This is a genomic window from Thalassotalea ganghwensis, from assembly GCF_053485795.1.
This window is the reverse complement of the sequence record NZ_JBQRUM010000002.1, coordinates 251,619-272,731: the sequence shown is the minus strand read 5'-3', so window position 1 is coordinate 272,731 and position 21,113 is coordinate 251,619. Positions and strand designations below refer to the sequence as shown.

Sequence of the window (21,113 nt, the reverse complement as noted above, 5' to 3'; positions counted from 1 at the left end):
GAAAGGCCTAATATACGTTGGTAGCGAGCAGCCACAACACGTACATTAGCCCTTTAAGCAGACACTAGCTGCTTAGTGAAATCAATCAGAGGTCGACATGAATATTAAATTTAACGATGTTTTAGATCTATTTGAGCTAGTTAATTTTGGTTCTCCGTTTGCTCATGAGGGGTATATTTGTAAAGAATCAGGAAAAACATATTTTTATTCTGAGTATGGTGATAATGAAGAGGAACTGCCAGACGATATTAATGATGAAAAGTATTTGGCCATCCCTCATAAAAATGAATTGAACCTAGGCAATAATCTCGCTTTCGATTTTACTCTAGAATACTTGCCAACAGAATATGAAAAAGTACGTTCAATCTTTAATCGTAAAGGTGCCTATGCAAGGTTCAAATCTTTACTAGAGAGCGCAGGTAAAATTGAAGAATGGTATAAATTTGAAGCAAAGCACACTGAAGAAGCATTACGAGAATGGTGTACAGAGCAAGGTATTATATAATTCGCAGCTAACAAGAGACTATGGCGCTGAAAGTCCGCTTCTGGCAAATCTAGGACCGTCAGATTTGGTTGAGTCCTTCAATTAAAACTGTCAGTCATAATGTTTGTTAAATCCTAAGCATCAAGCGGAATTTAATTATTTTCTAAATCTAGCTCATCTAGCCGAGTGGCAATTGCTCGTTCAAGCTCAGGTAGTAATGAGCTGTGTTTTTTATGAATAACGTGATTGATGGCTAATTTTCTTAATTCAACTACATTGAACTCTTCAGACAACCGTTTTCTGCTGGCCACGGTTGTTGGGTAGATAATGAAATTGGTACGTTTATTCTTTAATAGCTCGATTGAGTTTGCTATGTTTTCGTTAAACACTAGTCGAGCTTTTATATCAAATAAATCAAGCGCTTCTTTCTCACCTAAACCAGTGACAATGGTATTATAAGATTGATTTAGTATTTCTCGATTACAAGGGGTTTCTTTGCGACAAAGTAAAGTAGCAGAAACACCACTTATAGCAGGTTCAACCACTTTAATGGATTCAAAAGCTCTAACGTTGTTGGCAATTCGCGCAATATCAGCATCGACGATGCCTGCGTTTAGTAAGGATAAACCTCGGCGTGCAGGTGCCGTCCTAACTTCAAGCGTAATGCCTATATCGTTGTAGACTTTGATAAAAAAATCAGCCAATTTTTGCGCTTCAGGAACATTTACCATGCTGGCGAGTAATTTTTTGGGCTTTATATATTTGGCGTTTTCTAACGACGTTTCTGTTAGCGCTATTTCAAGAATAGAGATGGCAGCCTTGTTATCCTTTTGATCTCTTAAGGCGATGACCAAAGGTTGGTTTTCAAACTGTAATAAGACTTGTGGAGATTGAGTACCTGATTGCTTGGCAAAATATTCAAACACCTTAGGCTCAGCAATAGCAATATCAATATTGCCTTTTTCAAGGCCACGTAACATCTCTTGATCACTGGTAAAAAGTATCATGTTATTTGTATATGATTTTATTAAGTAATCGATAGCACTTGGATAAGTATAGGAGTCGACTACACCAATATTGAAGCGAGTAAAAAGGTCATCAAGGTTAGTTGTTTTAATGTCATTGTTTAGTGACATTAATGCCAGTTGGGAGTTTACTATCGCTTGGCTAGCAATAAAACCTGGTGCAATTTCGGATCGCCAGGCAGGGTAATAGCCTACATACTCATTTAAAGTTGCTTTTTGTTGTGCTAATGACCATGGCATAAATTCAACCACTAGCTCGACATTATGCTCTAAGAGCAGACTTCTCAATGTACTTATTGCAATACCTTGTCCTTCAAGGTTTTCACCAGCAAAGGGCGGCCACTCTAACGAAGTGATTTTCCATATTTTGGGCTGTTTTGCCGGTAATAAGCATGACCAAGAAATTAACAGAAGAATAAATAAGCGTTGCAAGTTTGTGCTTCCTTGAAACAAGTTTACGTTACCTTAATAACTATAGTATGAATAAAAATAAATGAGAGCGAATGATTGATTTAAAAGTAGTAGTTTTTGAAATCGCTATTAGCGAAAATAAGATAATTATCCGCAGGAATAGCAGTATTTATAAACGATATGAAAGTGTTAAGTAGGCAGCTCTTCCTTCTCTTGCGGGCAGGGTATTGATAGGATAAAAAACTGGTGTATCATTGGGTTGATAAACGTGCTCATCTAATATGTTTTTTATTTCTAACGATAAAAGTAATTGTCCATTCTCGGTCGCACCTTTTATTTGTCGTGTTAACTTTAACGATAGCCAGTCGTAGCCTTTTGCCTGAGGGTTAACCAACTCTGTTGAGGCATCAAATAGTTTTGTATCATGGTAGTTAGCGTAATGCAGGTTATACAGGCCCACTCGCCATGATTCGCTTTGATAACCAACGCCTAGCTTCCAGCCATAGTTGGGGGCTAAGTTTATGTTGCTGATATGGTTTTCATCTTTGTTGGTTTGCCAATAGGAAGACAGTTCAGTATACCAATGAGATGAGATCTTATAATTAAACTCTAGCTCGACCCCTTCAGATGTTATTTTGCCAATATTCTTGTTTTGTAACGGGAAGGTAGGGTCATTTGTTGGCACAAGCGTGATTAAATTATCTTCTTTGCTCTTGTAATAAACCAGTGAAAAATACTTATCTTGTGCTTGATAAAATAATTGTAGTTCCTTCGTGGTGATAGACTCTGCCTGTAAATCAGGAGAGCCTTTTTGAATACCTGGGGTTTCTATTGACCGCTCACCAGCGGTTGGATGACGATACGCTTCACCAATACGAGCTTTTACGGTCCAATTGTCGATAAATTCATAACTTAAACCGATGCGAGGTACAAATTGTGATTGGTTGTCGGCATCAGCCCAAAGATTAAGAGATCTCACCCACTGTCCACCAAGCAAATAAGACAGTTTGGCATTAACTTGATGTTGATACTGAAAATATAAACTGGCAAAGTCTTCACTGGCGTCAGGAATCGTTGAGGCGTCATAAATCTTACGGTTTTCAAAGGTTGCACCAGTTAACAATGTCGTTTGGGCAGTTATTTGCTTAAATAAATTCAATTCGAATAACCTTATTTTAAAAGGTGATCTTATTCGAACAATATCATCTGCTATGCCTTGGCTGCTCCATTCCATAGTTTTTTTTATTAGCGTAAAATGCCCCTCAACCTTTAATGTATCGTCGACAGGGTGTTGATAGCTGATATTCGTTACATTGATAGGGTGAAGCTTTGACCAAGGTATATAATTTGCTTCTGCAGCATCCCAATAATTTGCAAATCGCTCTTGCTGATTGTGATAATGGCTCAAGGAAAGGTTTTTGTAGCTAGCTTCAAAATGCACGGTTTGCTCTTTTTGAAAAGCCTCTCTGTGATAAAATTCTTGCGTAAACGGATCAAATGTTTCTGCATCCCAGCCTTTTACATCGGTATAAAGAAAACTTGCACCGACTAATAAATCATCGTGCTTAAATTGATAGCTTCCATCGACAATTTGAGTATCGAAACTGCCCATCGTGATTGCTTGATTAATTTGCCAACCATTGGTCTGCGCTTTCTTGGTAATAATATTGAACACACCATGATAGGCGTTGGTGCCGTATAACACTGAGCCAGGACCTCTAACATATTCGATACGCTCTATTGAAGAAATAGGGACCGAAGTGTAAAGATTGTGTACACCACTTAAATTTCCAAAAGGACGACCATTAATTAAGCCTAGGTGTTGTAAAAGTGATGTCCAAGGGCGACTGCCGCGTGTCGTAATACTGGTTAGTACGCCAAAATTGCTATTAACAGAGACTATTCTTTCCAATAACTCATAAAGATTGTGTGCCCCAAATTGTTGTATTTGCCATTCGTTAATGACGGTAATACTCGCGTGGGATTGCTCAACAGACTCTTCAAATTTAGAGGCTGTGGTTACTTGCACCTCCATTAATTCTGCGAGCGTTAATTCGTATAATTGGTCATGTGCTGAATTATTTGCGTGTGTAAATACACTAAACAGATAAAGGCTCAGAAGGGAGAGTTGATGAGAAAGTTTAGGTCTGAGTTTTATCTGAAAATAGTTATTATTGCGCTCAAGCACTATCACTCCATACAGATACGTTGATAAGCCGTTAGTTTTAAGTTTAGTTAATTATTGGTAACTTGCTGCAATAATTAAGATTACGCTCAGCATTATTTGTTTCAATAGTTTAAAGGTTGTAAATCAAAACTAAGTGGCAAGCGCTCAACAGAGCCCCAAGGCTTTTCTTGCCTTTTCGACAAACTGTTCATTGCTGATGGTTTTTGATAAGTCAATTGTGTTTTTCATTTGTTGTGTAATGGCTTGTAACGCGTTTAAACGTCCAGACAACTTATCTTCAAAGGCTATTATTTGCCAAGGACATTGCGCTGTAGAGGTTAATTCAAACATATCGTTTAACGCACTTAAATATTCTTGGCGATGCTCACGGTTAATTAGGTCATCTTCGGTAAGTTTCCATTGCTTGGTGGGTTCGATCAGGCGATGTTTAAATCGGCGTAATTGTTCTTGCTCTGAAATATGCAGAAATAGTTTAATAATACAAACGCCATCATCGGCAAGCATACGCTCAAATTCGTTAATTTCTTGGTAGGCGCGTTGCCACTCATGGGTACTGGCTAGTAGATTAACCCGTTCAACCAGAACTCGCCCGTAGTAAGAACGATCGAAGATTGCGATACTACCAGGAACGGGTAATGCTTGGTAAAAACGATACAAGTAATGACGGCCTTGCTCATGAGCGGTAGGAGGGCCAAATGGGTGAACTCTATAGCCCCTCGGATCGAGTTTAGCGGTCAGGCGTTTTATTAACCCACCTTTGCCACTTGCATCCCATCCCTCAAGAACAATGATGACGCGCTTTTTTTGATGATAACAATGTTGTTGGAGGTTAAGCATTTCTATCTGTAGTTGAGCAAGTTGTAGCTGATACGCTTTTTTATCGGTAATTTTTTCCGACAATTTGGTACTTTCTAATGTGAGCTGATGATCAGTAAGTCTAATTGGAGAAGGAGAGCGCATTAGTATACCTTAGGTTAATATTCGTTCATTTAACTTTCTTTTTTTTGTCACGTATTTGTCATTTAAGCAAGTTAATTTGGCTTTATGACCATGTTAGAAAGTATTTATCAGTACGACCTTAGGTTACTGCTGTGGTGTCGAAAGTCTAGATACTACCCAACATTTTTAACCTTGGTACGTGCAATTTCTAAAACAGGAGACGGCTACCTGCAAGTTTTAGTCCCTTGTCTTTTTTTAATACATTCGCCAATCAATGGTCAAAAGTTTTTTACCATCGCCATTGTCGCCTTCAGTGCTGAACGATTGATTTACTTTACCCTAAAAAATCGACTTAAAAGACGAAGGCCACCAGAAGTTGTTCCTGATTTTACCAGTGTGATCACAGCCTCTGATCAATTTAGCTTTCCGTCAGGTCACACGATGGCGGCATTTTTATTGGCTTGTTTGGTGATACTATTTGTCGGCGTTAGCGCTTGGCCTATCTATATTTGGGCTATCTCTATCGCATGCTCTAGGGTTATTCTTGGTGTGCATTTTCCATCAGATACCTTAGCTGGCGCTTTGTTGGGCACATTGATTGGATTAGTGGTGAACATTTGAAAATACTGTATGGCATACAAGCGACCGGCAATGGTCATATTTCTCGTGGCAGAGTCATGGCGAAGTATCTAGCCGAACATCAATTTGACGTCACCTATTTGTTTTCAGGAAGAGCGCGCGATAAGTTGTTTGAAATGGAGGTCTTTGGTGATTATTTGTGGCGAGAAGGTTTAACCTTTGTAACCAACTACGGGCAAATAAACTACCTTAAAACAGCGCTGGGCAATAATATTTTCAAATTTATCAATGATATTTATCAATTGGATATCGAGCGTTATGATTTAGTGATTACTGATTTTGAGCCAATTACTGCTTGGGCTGCTAAACGTGCAAGCAAACCTAGTTTGGCCATTGGTCATCAGTACGCCTTTGGTGAAGACACGCCGATGACAGGGGAGTCTTGGCTTGCTAAAAGCATCATGCGATATTTTGCTCCTGCTCAGCAATCGATTGGTTTGCACTGGGCAAAGTTTAACAACAATGTTATGCCGCCGATTGTCGATGTTGAGTTAAGGGCAGCCGACACCAGAGATATCGTTTTGGTGTATTTACCATTTGAGAATCAGCAAAAAGTAACCTCAATTTTAAAGCAATTTTCACATCATCAATTTGTTCAATATTCTCCAGATTTAGACAATGACCAACAAGGTAATGTCGCTTTGCGTAAAACCTGCTTAAAAGGTTTTAAGCGAGATTTATCTAGCGCTAATGGCGTGATTTGTAATAGTGGTTTTGAGCTCAATAGCGAATGTATGCACTTGGGTGTACCGATATTGACTAAACCTATCAAAGGGCAGATGGAACAAGAGTCTAATGCGTTAGCACTATCAACACTTGGTTTAGGGCAAACGATGTTAACACTTGATGAAAAGATAATAGATAACTGGCTCAGTGAAAAAGCGCTACTCAAATCAACGCCAATGCCAGATGTTGCTAAAACTATCGTTGAGTGGTTAGCGAGTGAACGTAAGGCCCCCCTTGAACAGGTAGTCGACAGTCTTTGGTTTAAGTAATTAAAGTTTAGTTGCTTTTTTGGCCTAGCCTTCGATCAAAAAAAGTCAACGTTTTACAACAATCGTCATTTGTATTTCTTATGCTGCTAACTCAGATTATACTACTACCTTTATTCTCGATGAATGGTCAAACTTTAATTCAATTGGTATTATCTGTTTGTGCATCATTGATAGCATTGATGGTCTGTAGAATTCATGAACCGTAAAAAGAAAGTAAAAACCACCTTAATGGCTAAGCAGAAAAAGGCCAATGCGAAGTTACATAAAAGCAATAAACCGAGATACATTTCTAAAGCTGAACGGGCAAGATTAGCCGAACAAGCAAAATTGGACGGTGAAAGTACAGAAATTTAAGTTTAATATCATGAGCTTAGGTTGGCGGCAGAATCTGCGAATGATATTTAGAGCGTATTCGGCTTAGGGGCTCTTTGAAATTTCTAACCATATTAGTTCATTTGCTGTTGGCATAATAAAAAGCCCCGTGTGGGGCTTTTATCGTGTTAAGTTGAATTGGTTAAGGCTGAATTAGTTAAGCTTAATCAGTTAAGCTAACTTTAGCTGCTGGAGCTAGCATTACAGGGCTTTTCTTTGTTCTGCAATGTTAAGTAACAGTTGCTCATATTCCTTAGCAACATCATCAATACCATCAAGCTTTTCCAATTCCATCTTATCTAAAGCTTGTTCTAATGATGATAAATCAAGGTTTTTCTTCTCAAGCGCTAACTCAAAACCTTCCATTTTTTTTGAAATTTGTTCGCCGATTTTTTCAAGATCTCTTAGTGTTACTTCTTTTGAATCGAGGGTAAACTTCATGTCCTCGAGGTGCTTCATTTGCTCTTCGATCGCTGCTGCTTTTTGATCAACTTCTTGCATTAATTTCGCAAACTCACCATCTTTATCTTGAAAGTAGTCCTCTATTTGCGAAAGTTCTTTTTCGTAAACCGATAGCTGTTGTTGTTGTTCTTTGGTTAAATCCTTCCAGTAAAAGCTGACACCATTGACCAAGTAATGCTTTTTATCTAGGTCGTCTTCGTGAGTGACGGTAATGATGTAACCATCACGATCAGAGTAAAATCCAGACTGGATAAATGGTGCACTGGCAATGCCAGCAATATCTTGATTAAAACCCAAATGAGCGTCATGTGCGGTGGCGATACCCCATGCACTCACAAAAGAAATTGAAACAGCGGTTAATGCACCGATAAATGTTTTAGATTGAATAAGTGTCTTCATAGCATACCCTTTAATTTTCATGCGAAGTTATTCTTTAAGTAGGGCTGTCGGCGTAAATAGTTTGAAACTTTTTTAAAATTTATTATCGGAGTGATAATTTCTAATAGAAAACTACGCCATTTAGATTTAGAAAGGTAAGGTTAGGTTTAGTATTGGGAGTGCGTTAAGGTCGCCTATTGAATAACTCAGGTTAGCTAAAGTGAATGCAAAGTTAAGTCATATAACTTTAGTCGTTAGCTGTGACACCCTTTACATTCTAGTAGGCATTTCTTTAGTTATTGTTCGGTTAAGTATTGTTGATAACCTTTGACACCAAAGTAGCGAATAGATTTTTTTTGTGTAACTTTTTTGGCGATTAACAAGTCTCCAGCATACACTTTGACAATCTGCTTATCACCATTACTATCTACTTCTACACCATGTTCATCATTAAGCCTGAGGTTATCAAACTCAGTTCTCATAATAAGCTTCATGATAATACTAATACGTACTAAAGTTTGTTGATTTCTTGTTGTACTTGATAACCTTCATCAGTAACAATTTTCTCTAGAACCTTTACCCGTTCTTCAAGATCAGAGACTTGCTTTTTTAGTACTGAATTTTGTTCAACCGTTTTGTGGTTCGCATTTATCGTACGCTCCTTAAATTCTAGATGTTTTTTGTACATGTCGTACATGACACCAAAGCCAACTGATATCAGCACAATCAACACGACCATTGTAGTACCTGTCATCAAATTATCTCCTGTAAATGATTAACTTGTTCAGATTAGGCGATTTCAACCTAACGAATCAAGTGATTCAGTTCAAATTTCGCTAACGCATTATCCATTGTTGAGCGCAGCAATTTATAGAGCAGTATCGAACCGTCGATTTCTTCTTTTCGGTTGGTCAGACTTTCGATGTTTAATCCTAATGGCAATTGATAAGGTAAAACGGCATCGAGTATCTGTACTAAACTGTTGTGACAAATTCGAATGGATTCAAATAAAGGTTTATCGGCGTTTAAAATGCGTAAACTGGTTGCTTCTGGCACGCTAACACCAAGCCATTCGATAAATTCCAGGGTTTTCTCACTACCGCAAGGTGAAAAAGTTAGAATGATGCGTTGTGGTTTAAGGTTTTGTTTTTTGCATTCAATCGCGTAACGCGTCAACATATCGATGGTCGCTTGCGGATCGTAAATCGCTTGAGATACAAAAAAATTGCAGCCTTGTTTGTGCTTATCAATTAAACGTTGGTGCTCATTACCTTTACTCGCATGACGCTCTGCGATAGTAACCCCACCAATAAAATAGTCATGCTGGTTATTCAGTAAGGTTCGATACGCGTCGTCAAGTGGTAGTGAAATGTCATTGTTCTTCGAAGGGCTGCCGACAAGTACGACTTCTCGAATATTGTAATCTTGCCATGCCTCATTTGCCCATACATCAAAGGCATCGCTATCAGATTGCACAACACTTTTATAGGTAATGACTGGGCGATGAGATTTGTCATTGAGCAATTTCGCATAGAGGCGAGGATCATGTGTTGATTTAAAGGGAAATGGTCTCGGTTTTTGCGTTCGAGAGTTTTCATCTTGAATGTCGTAGACAATTAAGCCGTCAAAATCAATGTCGCTTACACGTTGTAAAAGCTTATCAGCAATCGTTTCAACTTGCTCTAAAGGGGTATCGCTTTTAGGCGGTGTTGTGCCAATAAAGTAAACACCTCGATTGGTGTCATTATATCTCGCTCTGAGCTCTGAATAATCGTTCACGGTAGTGCTTTAATCAATAGATAGTCAATGTCGCAGTATACTATCATTTTCGTTGGGTTAAAGGGGATATTGTTTAATAATTTCTTGTACTTAATTATAGATAGATGAACGGAAAAGGTTATACATTATACCTTAGTGTTTAAGTTGCTCAATGGCGCTGATAATCTCATCTTTATTTTTTTTGGTTTTAATGTCATTGAATAACACATCCGCTTCGTTAAACATTAATTTAAGGTAGCGCAACCATTGTTTCACGCGACTTGAAAAATAAAAACTTTTATCTCCTTGCAATTCAAGCTCTGCAAAACGTTTAATTAGTTTTGATAACTCTGGCCAAGTCATTGGTGGGTGGTCTTTCTTAATGACATTAGCAAGGTTAGGCATTGCTAATGCTCCACGACCTAGCATCAAGTTATGAGTATTCGCCTCCTGCATACACTGCTTAGCATGTGTACTGGTCCATATTTCCCCGTTGGCAAAGGTTTCAATGGCGTATTTTTGTGTGATCTGACCGATTAGATGCCAATATGCAGGTGGACGATAACCATCCGTTTTTGTTCTGGCATGAATGGTTAACTGTGTTGCATTTGCACTGGTAATCGCACTAACAATTTCATCTAGTTGAGATGAGTCTTCAAAGCCCAAGCGTATTTTTGCCGAGACTATAACATCAGCAGGTAGGGCATTTCTAACTTCGCTAACAATGTTGAAAATCTCATCGGGGCTCTTTAATAAAACCGCACCGCCTTTACTTTTATTAACGGTTTTTGCCGGGCACCCGGGTCTAAAACAGTCAATGCTCAAATCAGGTTGACTTGATATGCTAAAGCAAATAGTATCAATTTGTTGTTCATTGAATTGATCCTCGGTGTTCAACCAAAGCCCTTTACTAAAGTAAAGGGCTTTTTCAATTATAAAATAGCACTTTGCTAAGACTTGTCCTTTCAAATAGAGTGTTTGTGCACAAATGACCTACAAAAAATTTATTTTGCTTAGTTAGATTATGAAAATTGTTCTTGCTCCTATGGAAGGAGTTCTAGATTACTTAATGAGAGAACTGTTAACGGAAATAGGCGGATATGACCTGTGTGTAACAGAATTTGTTCGAGTTGTAGATCACCTTCTTCCGAAGAAAGTTTTTTATAGAATTTGTCCCGAACTTAAAAATAATGGTTACACTAATTCAGGGGTTCCAGTCAGGGTACAATTATTAGGTCAAAATCCCAATTGGATGGCTGAAAATGCACTACGAGCTATTGAGTTAGGCTCTAGAGGATTGGATATTAATTTTGGCTGTCCCGCTCCAACTGTTAATAAAAGTAATGGTGGTTCTATAATGTTAAAGGATCCCAATTCAGTTTATCAAGTAGTTAAAGCCGTAAGAGAGGCACTCCCTAATGATACTACAGTCACTGCAAAAATCAGGCTAGGGTACGAAGATAAGAGTTTAGCAGTCGAAAATGCAATGGCTGTAGCTGAAGCAGGAGCCAATGAGTTGATTATTCACGCTCGAACTAAGATAGAGGGCTACAAACCACCCGCGCATTGGAATTGGATTAAAAAGGTTAAATCAACGATATCAATACCAGTTACTGCAAATGGAGAAATTTGGTCTAGAGAAGATGCGTTAAAATGCCAAAAAGAATCAGACTGTGAAAACATTATGCTAGGTAGGGGGGCATTGGCGTTACCAAATCTCGCAAGCACTATTAAATATGATATCGAGCCTTATTCATGGAGAATGACTAAAGAACTTATTGCTGTTTATAGTAATTTAGAATTAAAAAGTGAAAAAAGTAACTATTTTCCTAATAGAATTAAACAATGGTTTAGATACTTGAAATTAAATTACTCAGAGGCTGACGATATTTTTATGGATATTCGAAAGTTGAGGAAAACTAGTGAGATATTGCAATATTTGACATAGATGGGTTTTCAAAAGTTTGTTGCGCTGATTAAACTCCCATTGTGGAGGTTCAATATCCCTGTGGTTGAATACATTGTCATAATAGATTTCTTACAATCTTGTTATAAGATACAGAAATTTTATCCGTATTCTGAGGATGAATATCTAATAAGAAAAAGTGCTTAATAGTCATTTCAAAAATTTCTCGATTATTAAGAAATTCAATTTTTCTTAAGGTGTTTTTATTTTGGGTTAGATATTCCTTGTTGTTGATTAAATACAAGTACAATTTGCTAAAAATCCATTCGGCGGTATACAGCTGTAAATTTTCATACTTTGAAGAGTAATTAAGCGCATTAAATAGTTCGACTAATTCAGCACTCTCAAATAAGGCTTGATAAAAGTTAGTTAAACTATTTAATAGGTGAGAGGCATCTATTGTATTAATCACTCCAATCAACCCCCAAAATGGTGCTCTATCAAATATATCTATACATTGTGCAAAATAGCCTCCGTGGCAGGCTGCCAAGACAATTAGAAGATTTGAATTTGTAGCTAAATTAAGTTGACGAACTTGTTGAGATAATAAATCCCACTTTATAAGATCTCCTGAACTCAGGACTAGTCCTTTTTTATTACCGTGACACTCTATATGCAATATTGGGATGATGTCTTTCGAAGAGCATTCAATTATTAATTCTTGTAGAAACTTTAGGACGTCAGATGCTTTACTAAATTCGTTATAACTAAAAGGGATATCTCTATTGCTTTTTGCACACCATATCTCAATTTGATCAACTAAAAGCCTACCAGTGGGTTTTTCATTTTCTAATGATTGAATAACGACTAATTTGTTAAATCTAAAAGCAGACAAAGACATTCCATTAATAAGCTTGTTTTATTAGATGTTATTAATTTTGATTCCGTTACACAACTATACGTTGACAGTTTTTATCGTCTGGGCACCCAAAGTTAATATCAATTCCGTGAGAACCTAAATTTACTGCTTTGACGGCATTTTCTGCCATCCATGTTGGATCTTGCCCTAACAGTTGCACTCTTATCGGCGTACCGTTGCTGGTGAAGCCTTTGTTTTTTAATTCTGGGCAAATTTTATCAAAGGTATGCGTTGGAACAATACGATCCACCACGCGAACAAACTCGGTAATACAAAAATCGTAACTGTTTATTGACGTTAAAAGCTCGCGCATCAGTCCATCAGCTACGCCTTCCATTGGCGCTAATATGACTTTATTTACGGTTATCTGATTGTTCATTGTTGTTGATTGTACCTTAGATAAATAAACAGAGGTGTTGAAAATAACCCTATAAAGCGCTTTAAGTTATAGATGGTGTGATTGATAGAATTAAAAAAACAATTTTCTTGTGAAATTTATTTTTACTGGCCTTGGTCAATCTCTTTAGCTATTTTATAAGAAGCTGTAATTATATTTAAAATTAAAAAGGAAAACATGATGAATATTATAAAAAAATCTTCTTTAGCGGCGTTACTAAGTCTTTTTGCATTATCAGCAGTATTTAGTTCAGCAGCTAAAGCAGAGTCAAATCCGTTTGCGGCGCAAGATTTAGTCACGATAACTGCTCAAGGTGATGATCACGGTGGTAAGTGTGGTGAAGGGAAAAAAGAACATAAAGACAAATGCGGTGAAGGCAAAGGTAAAGCTAAAGGCAAGTGTGGCGAAGGGAAATGTGGTGAAGGCAAAGGTAAAGCCAAAGGCAAATGTGGCGAAGGAAAATGCGGCGAAGGCAAAGGTAAAGCCAAAGGTAAGTGTGGCGAAGGGAAATGTGGCGAAGGCAAAGGTAAAGCCAAAGGCAAATGTGGCGAAGGCAAAGAAAAATCTAAAAAGTGCGGTGAATAGTCGTTAGCTTATTGGTTTAGATTTATCCTAAACTCCAAAAGATAAAATCCGTGCAATGGCACGGATTTTTTTGTGTTTGATCGAAGACGTTCAGAATTCTGTCTCAGCCTAAATTACTAAATATCTTGCGACTTTATAAAGGAAACTAGCGCGTTAATTTTAGGCGATTCATGCACCTTACCGTGATAAACCGCATGAATTTGTTGTTCTCCCCACGTGTAATCTTCTAAAACATGTTGCACTCTACCTTGCGCTAATTCTTCATCAACTTGAAATGCAAATAAACGGGCAATGCCGACACTTTGAAGGCAGGCTTCCTTTAAAGCCTGATAACTGTTGCAACTTAATATGCTATTTGTTTTGATACTGGACGTGATTTCATCGCGCTGATAGGTCCAAACATCAAGAGGCTCTTGATGAGAAAAATGTAAACAAGCGTGATGTTTTAACTGTTCGGGGTTTTTTATGAGTGAGTATTTCGCTAAATAACCAGGAGAGGCAGCTAAAACGCGTTTTAAATCAAATAAATGCTGACTGGTTGAAGTGGAATCGTCTATGCGAACACTACTTCTAAATGTAATATCGATGTTTTGTGAGGGAAGACTAACCATGTCGTTTGTCAAGGTCATTGATACCTTAAGCTCAGGATGTAACTGATAAAAATCAGGTAAAACAAATTGACACAAGTATTCACCTACTGTTGGTGTGGCGCTGAGCCGAATAATACCACTAATTTTTTGCTCCACAGAGGTTATCGTTTCAAGCATATTATTTAACGCGTTCAGTTGTTTTATGCTCTCTTGGTACAAAGCTTGACCGACATCGGTAACAACGACTACGCGAGTTGAACGTTGCAACAAACGCTGATTTAATATTTTCTCTAAACGTATAATGGCTTTACTAATTGCAGGGCCTTGAATTCCCATCACGCTTCCAGCTTTCACAAAGCTTTTCTGTTCGACAACATGACAAAAAACTTCAAGAAGATACGCTATATCTTTATTTATTGATTCCATAGTGGAACTTATATTCTTCAAGTTTGACTCTTTATGGGACTTTATAATAGTTCAATAATAAAAGCTCTTAAAAGAAGTTATTTATATCAACCAATGTGTTAAGCGAGGTATTGATGCTAATTGTACAGACATTTACGAGCATATTTTTATTATTGTTTTCTTTGCTATGTCATGGTGGGAAGTTTTCTCCTGAGCGTTCAGAAATTGTTAAACTTAACCTACCAGATAATTGGTTTTTAGGGGAACTGTTGAACTGGCGAGTTCAATAATTGTTAATTTATTATTAATTATTTGTGTCAATGTTGTATTGTTTGTTTTTCTCTGAAATAATACAAAAGCACAATTAACACATACAAGGAGTGTATATGAAATTTGAAAAATTTTTGTTTTTAGTCTTAATGAATTTTGGTTTGTTTGCATGTGGAGGAGGGAGTCAGAATGATACCGCCCCGCCAACAGAACAAACCATTCTCCCACCTAAAGCGGTTATCAGCATAGAGGAAGATCTATACTACATTGGCGATACCGTCACCCTAAGTGCAGAAAAAAGTACAGATCCTAATCAAGAAACACTTAGCTTTAATTGGCAAATTACTGATCCTCATGGTGAAGTCATCGAGTTAACTGGAGCATCAAGCGAAACCGTAACGTTTAGTGTTGCTGAAAAGGGTGATTATACAGTGAATCTTACGGTGAATAACAGTAAAGGTAAAAGTCACACCGCCAGCCAAAAAGTTTCAGTTATTCAAAAAATCGTTAGTGAAAACAGCCTTCCGATAGCGAATATTACGCTCATAACCACTTCGCCCCGCACTAATGCTTGGATTGAGCTTTCTGGCGCAGGCAGTAGCGATGAAGATGGCGAGATCTCGCGCTATTTATGGGAGGTAACAAGTGAAAATGATAGTTTTGCGGTTGAATATAGTGATAACGCCTCTGAAAATTTTAAGTTTTTTACGCAATATTCTGGCAGCTATCAAGTTAAGCTGACTGTTGAAGATGATAGCCAAGCCACCAATTCAACAACATTGGCTGTCTTGGTTGAAGAACAATCTAGTGTTGATGTGGAAGCGATTATTACGGGCAGTTCGCAAGTAAAGCAGCATGACACTGTCAAGCTTAGCGCAGAATCAAGTATCACGGTGAGTCAGACAAGCTTTTCTTGGCAAATGGTGAGTCGTCCAGAGCAAAGCGAAGCTCAGCTAACGTCAACTGAAGGCGTATTAACTGAGTTTATCGCCGATAAAGCTGGCGAGTTTCAAATTAAACTTTTGCTGATCGACGCAGAGGATAATCAAGCGGAAACAACGTATACAGTAACCGCCACTTCGCCTACACAAAATACGCCACCATTGGCTAGGGTAAGTGTTGATAATATCTCTAAACGTTTAGGGCAAGCATTCGAATTATCTGCCGAACAGAGTAATGATCCTGATAATGATGTCTTGACTTATCGGTGGTCTGTTGTTCAAGCACCCAATGGTGCCAATTATAGCTTTAGTGATGCGGCAGCTGAACAAACCGAGTTTTTGCCTGATATGGTTGGTGAATATTCAGTGTCTTTAGTTGTAAGTGACGGAGTTGCTGATAGCTCTGCAACAACGACACTATCAGTCACTAATGCTAATACGGCACCAGTAGTTGTAAGTATTCGTGCTGATAAGCAAACCCCAATGCAGGGTGAAATGGTTACTTTTTCAGCGACTGTAATGGATAATGAAAACGACCAGTTATCTTATCAATGGCGCTTAGCTTCTCGACCTGATGGCAGCACGGCTGAACTAGCAAACGATACAACATTAACCCCAGAGCTGTATTTAGATGCTCAGGGAGATTATCTGGTATCATTAGCAGTGTCAGATGATCAATTGTTATCGAATACAGAAACTGTGGTTATTACCGCTCGTCAAAATCACGCTCCACCTATTACGAATGTCGTTTACCGTCAGAAATTAAAAGTGAATGAATCTACCACGTTAGAGGCATCAGCTACAGATCCTGAAGGCCAAGCGCTGAGTTATCATTGGCAAATTATTGAGCAAGAGGAAGGTACACAGGCGGATTTAAGCACGCCACGTCAATCAACAACAGAGTTCATTGCATATGATCCGGGTTGGTATACCTTGACGGTTACCGCTAACGATGGTTTTCAAGACAGTCTTGTGCCGTGGCAGTTTGTAATTATCGTTTCTGAATAATTTCTATATACAGCCTTTCTTATATGCCTGAGAAGGTTGTTAGAAGCGCTATAGTCATTGATGACTATAGCGCTTCTATGCCCTCAATCATGGCATAATGCTTTTTCTATCCAAACGGTAACTAGCCACGTTATTTGACTAAACCGTAAACAACCTCATCAAACCAAGTCTCATTTGTTTTATGGTGTTGCTTAAAATGAGCTTCTCTTTCCATACCAATTTTTTCCATGACTTTCCAGCTACCGATATTTTCGGGGGCACAACGCGCAATAATTTTTCGTATTTTGAACTGATTAAATAGTTGTTCAACAAGTGCCTTTAACGCTTCAGTGACATAACCTTTGCCATGAAAGTCTGATAAAATTATATAGCCTAACTCGGCACGTTCACATGCTAAATCTTCTATTTTAAAACCAACGCTGCCGATAAACTCTTTACTCACTTTAGTAAACAGTTTAAACGTTAGCCAGTGGTGCTCTTCACCAGTCCAAGGTTTTACTCGTTGCTCAAATCTTTCGCGTATTTCATCTGTTGTTTGCATAGACCCAATAAATTGCATTAATTCATCAGTGTGAAGTGCTCGGAAATAATGCCAGTCATCAAGGGTAAAAGGCTCGGCGATAAGTCTTTCGCTGCTAAACGACAGGTGCTCTGCGGTTACTTTATTTACCATATGTGGCTTTATCTCCTTTGGTAATAGTCTCTGGTGAGTAAAAGAAAAATTTACGTGATTTTACTATATGGCGTATTGTTGGGGCGAACAACTTTAATTTATTTTTCATTAGCTTAGTTAAAACCTCCGTAGGGGTTAGTTATTATTCTGATATGATGCTATAGTTTTGTTTAGGCAAGAGAGAAGGAAAGTATTATGGCAAGGATGTTCAAAATAATAGAGAAAGATTGGTATAAACGTAGAACCCTCACTGGGCGGGAAGTAAAACCTGTTCATGTTGCCATTCCTGATTATCAGCAAGTTCACAACCATATCTGCAATATGATCGTCAGTTATGATGATAACTCAATAAAAACATTAATTGCGCGAGTGCTCTTTAACGAGTTGAATCAAACGTGGACCGTTGACGGGATGGAAGTAGCGGTCACCGTGATTGAAGATGTGCAAGAGCGCTGGGCAAATCAAGAACAGCTCGGTTGAGCATGTTTTAATGTCGATTCGACAATATAAATATTAAGGATTTAACATAAATGAATTCTGATTTTCAGTTTATTGCAATTGAAAAGCAAAATTTTAATGCTTTGCTCCTTTTGGATGAGCAGGAGCTTGCCAAGCATCAGGCTAAGTGGATGACTGTAGATGAAGAGCCAGGGTATCCATGCAGAGTTTCGATGGTAGATGCCAAAGTTGGTGAGAAGGTTCTCTTTTTGCCTTATTGGCACCATGATGTTGAATCAGCCTATAAAGCTGTGGGGACTATTTTAGTAAGAGAATCAGCTGAAACGGCAAAATTTGAAGTGAATGAAGTACCGAGGATGCTTCTTCATCGATTACTTTCAATTAGGGCTTATGACACTAGAAACATAATGATAGCGCACGATATCTGCGAAGGAACAGCGCTAGAAAGCCAATTAAAAAAGCAATTTGCAAACCCCAGTGTTTCTTATTTACACCTTCATTATGCTAGTCCTGGATGTTTTTGTTGTGCAGTATGCCGTGCCAATTAATCTTTATCATCAAAACTTGGTTGGTTGAATTTATGATAGCCTTAGCTACTCTTCAACAAGTTGCTTGAGCGTATAGAAAGCGCCATCGTCTTTACTTTTCGCTAAACATTTTAGCAAATAGGGTAATGCTTGGGTAAGTTCATCTTTCAATAACCAAGGAGGATTGATAATAAACAATCCTGTACCAGTCATTCCATATTCATCGCTATCAGCATGTAAACAGAGTTCAGCTTTTAGAATGTTTCTGATGCCACTTGCGGTAAACTTTTCCTCCATTTCATCAACTAAGGTGCGTTTAACAACAGGGTACCAAAGAATGTAGGTACCAGTGGCAAACTTTTTATGTGCTGCTATTAAGGTGGTAACTGCCTTTTGATAATCTTCCTTAATCTCGTAAGGAGGATCCATTAGTACAACGCCACGCCTTGTAACTGGTGGCAGTCGCTTTAGCAAACCTTGATAGCCATCTTGTTGATCAATGCTCGCCTTACGCCAGTTTTGGCAAAATGCCCGTAAGTGCTCAATATCCGTTGGATGAAGTTCAAACAAATGACTTGAATCTTGCCTTCTTAGTAAGGACTTGGCAATGCCAGGTGAGCCGGGGTATAACGTTAAGCTGTTTACGTTTAACTGGTTTATTAATTCGCAGTAGGGGGCTAATAGCTCTGGCCAATTATCATGATTTAACAGCTTTTCGATTCCGTCTTTATACTCGCCAGTTTTTTGGGCATAAGACTCCTGTAACTGATACATACCAGCGCCAGCATGGGTATCTATATAGGCAAACCCTTTGTCTTTTTTGTGCATATAGTTAAGTATAGAAACTAATACACTATGTTTTAAGACGTCGGCAAAGTTGCCAGCGTGAAAGGCGTGTCGGTAACTTAACATGAGCTTTCCTAATCGCAAAAAAATACCACGCTTGCGCGTGGTATGTGAAAATTTATTTTAATGAAGTGAGATATTCTTCATAACCGCCAGCGAAATCTACATAACTGTTATCTTTTAGTTCGATGATTCGCGTTGCTAAACTAGAAACAAATTCTCTATCATGGCTGACAAAAAGTATTGTACCTTCAAACTTTTCCATTGCCATATTGAGTGATTCAATTGATTCCATATCCATATGGTTAGTTGGTTCATCCATAATTAATATATTTGGGCGCTGCATCATGATTTTACCAAATAGCATTCGACCTTGCTCACCACCGGAAAGTACTTTTACTGACTTTTTAATGTCGTCTGCTGAAAATAGCAGTCGACCTAAATAACCGCGAACTGCTTGATCGTCATCTTCTGGTTGACGCCACTGGCTCATCCATTCGAATAAGCTCATATCTTGCTCAAATTCATGTGCATGATCTTGTGCGTAGTAACCGATATTAACGTTTTCAGACCATGAAAAAGTGCCAGAACTTGGCTCGTAACCATCCTCTCCTAATAGCGTTCTTAAAAACGTGGTTTTACCGATACCGTTTTCACCAATGATGGCAACCTTTTCACCCACCTCAATGATCATCGACATATCATTTAGCACTTTATTGTCATCAAAGTGTTTGGTTAAATTTTCTATTTCTAGCGCATTTCTAAATAGCTTTTTCTCTTGTTCAAAGCGAATAAACGGGTTTACTCGGCTAGATGCTTTGACTTCTTCTAATTGAATTTTTTCAATTTGCTTGGCGCGAGAGGTTGCTTGTTTTGCTTTAGAAGCATTTGCCGAGAAGCGAGCAACGAATGCTTGAAGTTCACCAATTTGTGCTTTTTTCTTTGCATTATCTGAGATTAAACGAGCTCGTGCTTGAGTCGCTGCAAGCATATACTCATCATAGTTACCTGGATAAACACGCAACTCGCCGTAATCAAGATCCGCCATGTGTGTACAAACACTATTTAAAAAGTGACGGTCATGAGAAATAATAATCATGGTTGAGTCACGGTCGTTCAAGGTTTCTTCAAGCCACTGAATAGTGTGAATATCTAAGTTGTTGGTTGGCTCATCGAGCAATAAAATATCGGGATCTGAAAATAACGCTTGGGCGAGTAATACTCGTAACTTCCAACCGGGAGCAATTTCACTCATTTTACCGTAATGTTGTTCAACGGGAATACCAACTCCCATCAACAATTCGCCAGCTCGGCTTTCTGCGCTGTAGCCATCCATTTCAGCATACTGTGATTCTAGATCGCCAACACGCATGCCATCTTCTTCACTCATTTCTGGCAGTGCATAGATACGGTCACGCTCTTCTTTTACTGCCCATAGTTCAGTATGTCCCATGATAACGGTATCGACAACAGAATATTGTTCGAAAGCAAATTGATCTTGGCGCAGTTTACCGATACGTTCATTTGGGTCTAAACTTATGTTTCCTGAGGTGGGTTCTAGATCTTTACCTAGGATTTTCATAAAAGTTGATTTACCACAGCCGTTGGCACCAATTAATCCGTAGCGATTACCGCCACCAAACTTTTGAGAGATATTTTCAAAAAGTGGCTTAGCACCAAATTGTTGAGTGATATTGTTTGCACTTAGCATGAATAAAATGACCTTTATAAAATTTGCGCGCGATTATACCTGATCATCGCGCGAGTTGATAAATATTTAACGAAAATAGAGTTGAACCGTTTGATATATCGCGACGCTTTACTAGGGTCTGTTGATCTTTGTTTAAAATTTATGCTGAGCGATAAAGTGACGGTAATCAAGGCAAAAGCGATGAAGTTTAGTGAGCTAAACGATGAGGTTTTAACGCAGAGTAGT

The 21,113-nt window shown here is 38.3% G+C and carries 22 protein-coding genes and 1 pseudogene; 9 read left to right on the top strand and 14 right to left on the bottom strand.

The window, feature by feature from the left end:
• Positions 1–97: 97 nt before the first annotated feature.
• The gene (locus ACSLUH_RS03145; RefSeq protein WP_448564496.1) at positions 98–505 is read left to right on the top strand and encodes a hypothetical protein; all 408 of its coding nucleotides are present in this window, start codon (positions 98–100) and stop codon (positions 503–505) included.
• 131 nt (positions 506–636) lie between these two features.
• Here the strand turns inward: ACSLUH_RS03145 and ACSLUH_RS03140 are convergent, their stop codons facing one another.
• From ACSLUH_RS03140 to ACSLUH_RS03130, 3 genes are all read right to left on the bottom strand, one after another.
• The gene (locus ACSLUH_RS03140) at positions 637–1,941 is read right to left on the bottom strand and encodes a substrate-binding periplasmic protein (RefSeq protein ID WP_448564494.1); all 1,305 of its coding nucleotides are present in this window, start codon (positions 1,939–1,941) and stop codon (positions 637–639) included.
• 148 nt (positions 1,942–2,089) lie between these two features.
• On the bottom strand, positions 2,090–4,108 hold the full coding sequence (locus ACSLUH_RS03135) for a TonB-dependent receptor plug domain-containing protein (RefSeq protein ID WP_448564492.1): 2,019 nt from the start codon (positions 4,106–4,108) through the stop codon (positions 2,090–2,092).
• A gap of 144 nt (positions 4,109–4,252) precedes the next feature.
• Positions 4,253–5,068, bottom strand: a complete 816-nt coding sequence (locus ACSLUH_RS03130) for a polyphosphate kinase 2 family protein (RefSeq protein ID WP_448564490.1) — start codon at positions 5,066–5,068, stop codon at positions 4,253–4,255.
• Positions 5,069–5,152: 84 nt separating this feature from the next.
• On the opposite strand from ACSLUH_RS03130, the gene ACSLUH_RS03125 reads away from it, so the two are divergent.
• The 3 genes from ACSLUH_RS03125 to ACSLUH_RS03115 all read left to right on the top strand — a co-directional run bounded on the left by ACSLUH_RS03125 (position 5,153) and on the right by ACSLUH_RS03115 (position 7,035).
• On the top strand, positions 5,153–5,668 hold the full coding sequence (locus ACSLUH_RS03125) for a phosphatase PAP2 family protein (protein WP_448564488.1): 516 nt from the start codon (positions 5,153–5,155) through the stop codon (positions 5,666–5,668).
• Positions 5,665–6,681, top strand: coding sequence for an MJ1255/VC2487 family glycosyltransferase (locus tag ACSLUH_RS03120; RefSeq protein ID WP_448564486.1), 1,017 nt, complete (start codon positions 5,665–5,667; stop codon positions 6,679–6,681). The genes ACSLUH_RS03125 and ACSLUH_RS03120 overlap by 4 nt, the downstream gene beginning before the upstream one ends.
• Before the next feature lie 195 nt (positions 6,682–6,876).
• Positions 6,877–7,035 (top strand): DUF2986 domain-containing protein, encoded by a 159-nt coding sequence (locus ACSLUH_RS03115; protein WP_448564484.1) that lies wholly within the window; start codon positions 6,877–6,879, stop codon positions 7,033–7,035.
• Between the two features lie 219 nt (positions 7,036–7,254).
• On the opposite strand, the gene ACSLUH_RS03110 is transcribed toward ACSLUH_RS03115, so the two are convergent.
• The 5 genes from ACSLUH_RS03110 to ACSLUH_RS03090 all read right to left on the bottom strand — a co-directional run bounded on the left by ACSLUH_RS03110 (position 7,255) and on the right by ACSLUH_RS03090 (position 10,548).
• Positions 7,255–7,914, bottom strand: a complete 660-nt coding sequence (locus ACSLUH_RS03110; protein WP_448564482.1) for a hypothetical protein — start codon at positions 7,912–7,914, stop codon at positions 7,255–7,257.
• A 275-nt stretch (positions 7,915–8,189) separates the two neighbouring features.
• Positions 8,190–8,375: a hypothetical protein gene (locus tag ACSLUH_RS03105; RefSeq protein ID WP_448564480.1), complete on the bottom strand. Its 186-nt coding sequence runs from the start codon at positions 8,373–8,375 to the stop codon at positions 8,190–8,192.
• 29 nt (positions 8,376–8,404) lie between these two features.
• Complete coding sequence (locus tag ACSLUH_RS03100; RefSeq protein WP_448564478.1) at positions 8,405–8,647, bottom strand: hypothetical protein; 243 nt, start codon at positions 8,645–8,647, stop codon at positions 8,405–8,407.
• Between the two features lie 50 nt (positions 8,648–8,697).
• Positions 8,698–9,672, bottom strand: a complete 975-nt coding sequence (locus ACSLUH_RS03095) for a methylenetetrahydrofolate reductase (protein WP_448564476.1) — start codon at positions 9,670–9,672, stop codon at positions 8,698–8,700.
• A 132-nt stretch (positions 9,673–9,804) separates the two neighbouring features.
• Complete coding sequence (locus ACSLUH_RS03090; protein WP_448564474.1) at positions 9,805–10,548, bottom strand: tRNA-dihydrouridine synthase; 744 nt, start codon at positions 10,546–10,548, stop codon at positions 9,805–9,807.
• A gap of 127 nt (positions 10,549–10,675) precedes the next feature.
• Between ACSLUH_RS03090 and ACSLUH_RS03085 the strand changes: the two genes are divergently transcribed.
• Positions 10,676–11,599, top strand: a complete 924-nt coding sequence (locus tag ACSLUH_RS03085; RefSeq protein WP_448564472.1) for a tRNA-dihydrouridine synthase — start codon at positions 10,676–10,678, stop codon at positions 11,597–11,599.
• Positions 11,600–11,675: 76 nt separating this feature from the next.
• Here ACSLUH_RS03085 and ACSLUH_RS03080 read toward each other — a convergent pair whose 3' ends face one another.
• Positions 11,676–12,452 (bottom strand): hypothetical protein, encoded by a 777-nt coding sequence (locus ACSLUH_RS03080; RefSeq protein WP_448564470.1) that lies wholly within the window; start codon positions 12,450–12,452, stop codon positions 11,676–11,678.
• 85 nt (positions 12,453–12,537) lie between these two features.
• Positions 12,538–12,855: pseudogene (locus tag ACSLUH_RS03075) on the bottom strand (tRNA-dihydrouridine synthase); the annotation flags it as partial.
• Between the two features lie 195 nt (positions 12,856–13,050).
• On the opposite strand from ACSLUH_RS03075, the gene ACSLUH_RS03070 reads away from it, so the two are divergent.
• Positions 13,051–13,458 carry an HvfA family oxazolone/thioamide-modified RiPP metallophore gene (locus ACSLUH_RS03070; RefSeq protein WP_448564468.1) on the top strand — a complete coding sequence of 136 codons (408 nt, stop codon included), beginning with the start codon at positions 13,051–13,053 and terminating at the stop codon, positions 13,456–13,458.
• 116 nt (positions 13,459–13,574) lie between these two features.
• On the opposite strand, the gene ACSLUH_RS03065 is transcribed toward ACSLUH_RS03070, so the two are convergent.
• On the bottom strand, positions 13,575–14,474 hold the full coding sequence (locus ACSLUH_RS03065; protein ID WP_448564466.1) for a LysR family transcriptional regulator: 900 nt from the start codon (positions 14,472–14,474) through the stop codon (positions 13,575–13,577).
• 365 nt (positions 14,475–14,839) lie between these two features.
• Here ACSLUH_RS03065 and ACSLUH_RS03060 point away from each other — a divergent pair, with 365 nt between their 5' ends.
• Positions 14,840–16,672, top strand: coding sequence for a PKD domain-containing protein (locus ACSLUH_RS03060; RefSeq protein WP_448564464.1), 1,833 nt, complete (start codon positions 14,840–14,842; stop codon positions 16,670–16,672).
• Positions 16,673–16,802: 130 nt separating this feature from the next.
• Here the strand turns inward: ACSLUH_RS03060 and ACSLUH_RS03055 are convergent, their stop codons facing one another.
• Complete coding sequence (locus ACSLUH_RS03055; RefSeq protein WP_448564462.1) at positions 16,803–17,345, bottom strand: GNAT family N-acetyltransferase; 543 nt, start codon at positions 17,343–17,345, stop codon at positions 16,803–16,805.
• Positions 17,346–17,540: 195 nt separating this feature from the next.
• Between ACSLUH_RS03055 and ACSLUH_RS03050 the strand changes: the two genes are divergently transcribed.
• Positions 17,541–17,825: a hypothetical protein gene (locus tag ACSLUH_RS03050; RefSeq protein ID WP_448564460.1), complete on the top strand. Its 285-nt coding sequence runs from the start codon at positions 17,541–17,543 to the stop codon at positions 17,823–17,825.
• A gap of 50 nt (positions 17,826–17,875) precedes the next feature.
• Positions 17,876–18,352, top strand: a complete 477-nt coding sequence (locus ACSLUH_RS03045; RefSeq protein ID WP_448564458.1) for a DUF1203 domain-containing protein — start codon at positions 17,876–17,878, stop codon at positions 18,350–18,352.
• Between the two features lie 45 nt (positions 18,353–18,397).
• Here the strand turns inward: ACSLUH_RS03045 and ACSLUH_RS03040 are convergent, their stop codons facing one another.
• Positions 18,398–19,243, bottom strand: coding sequence for a 23S rRNA (adenine(2030)-N(6))-methyltransferase RlmJ (locus tag ACSLUH_RS03040; protein ID WP_448564456.1), 846 nt, complete (start codon positions 19,241–19,243; stop codon positions 18,398–18,400).
• 52 nt (positions 19,244–19,295) lie between these two features.
• The gene (locus ACSLUH_RS03035; RefSeq protein WP_448564454.1) at positions 19,296–20,888 is read right to left on the bottom strand and encodes an ABC-F family ATPase; all 1,593 of its coding nucleotides are present in this window, start codon (positions 20,886–20,888) and stop codon (positions 19,296–19,298) included.
• Positions 20,889–21,113: the final 225 nt, after the last annotated feature.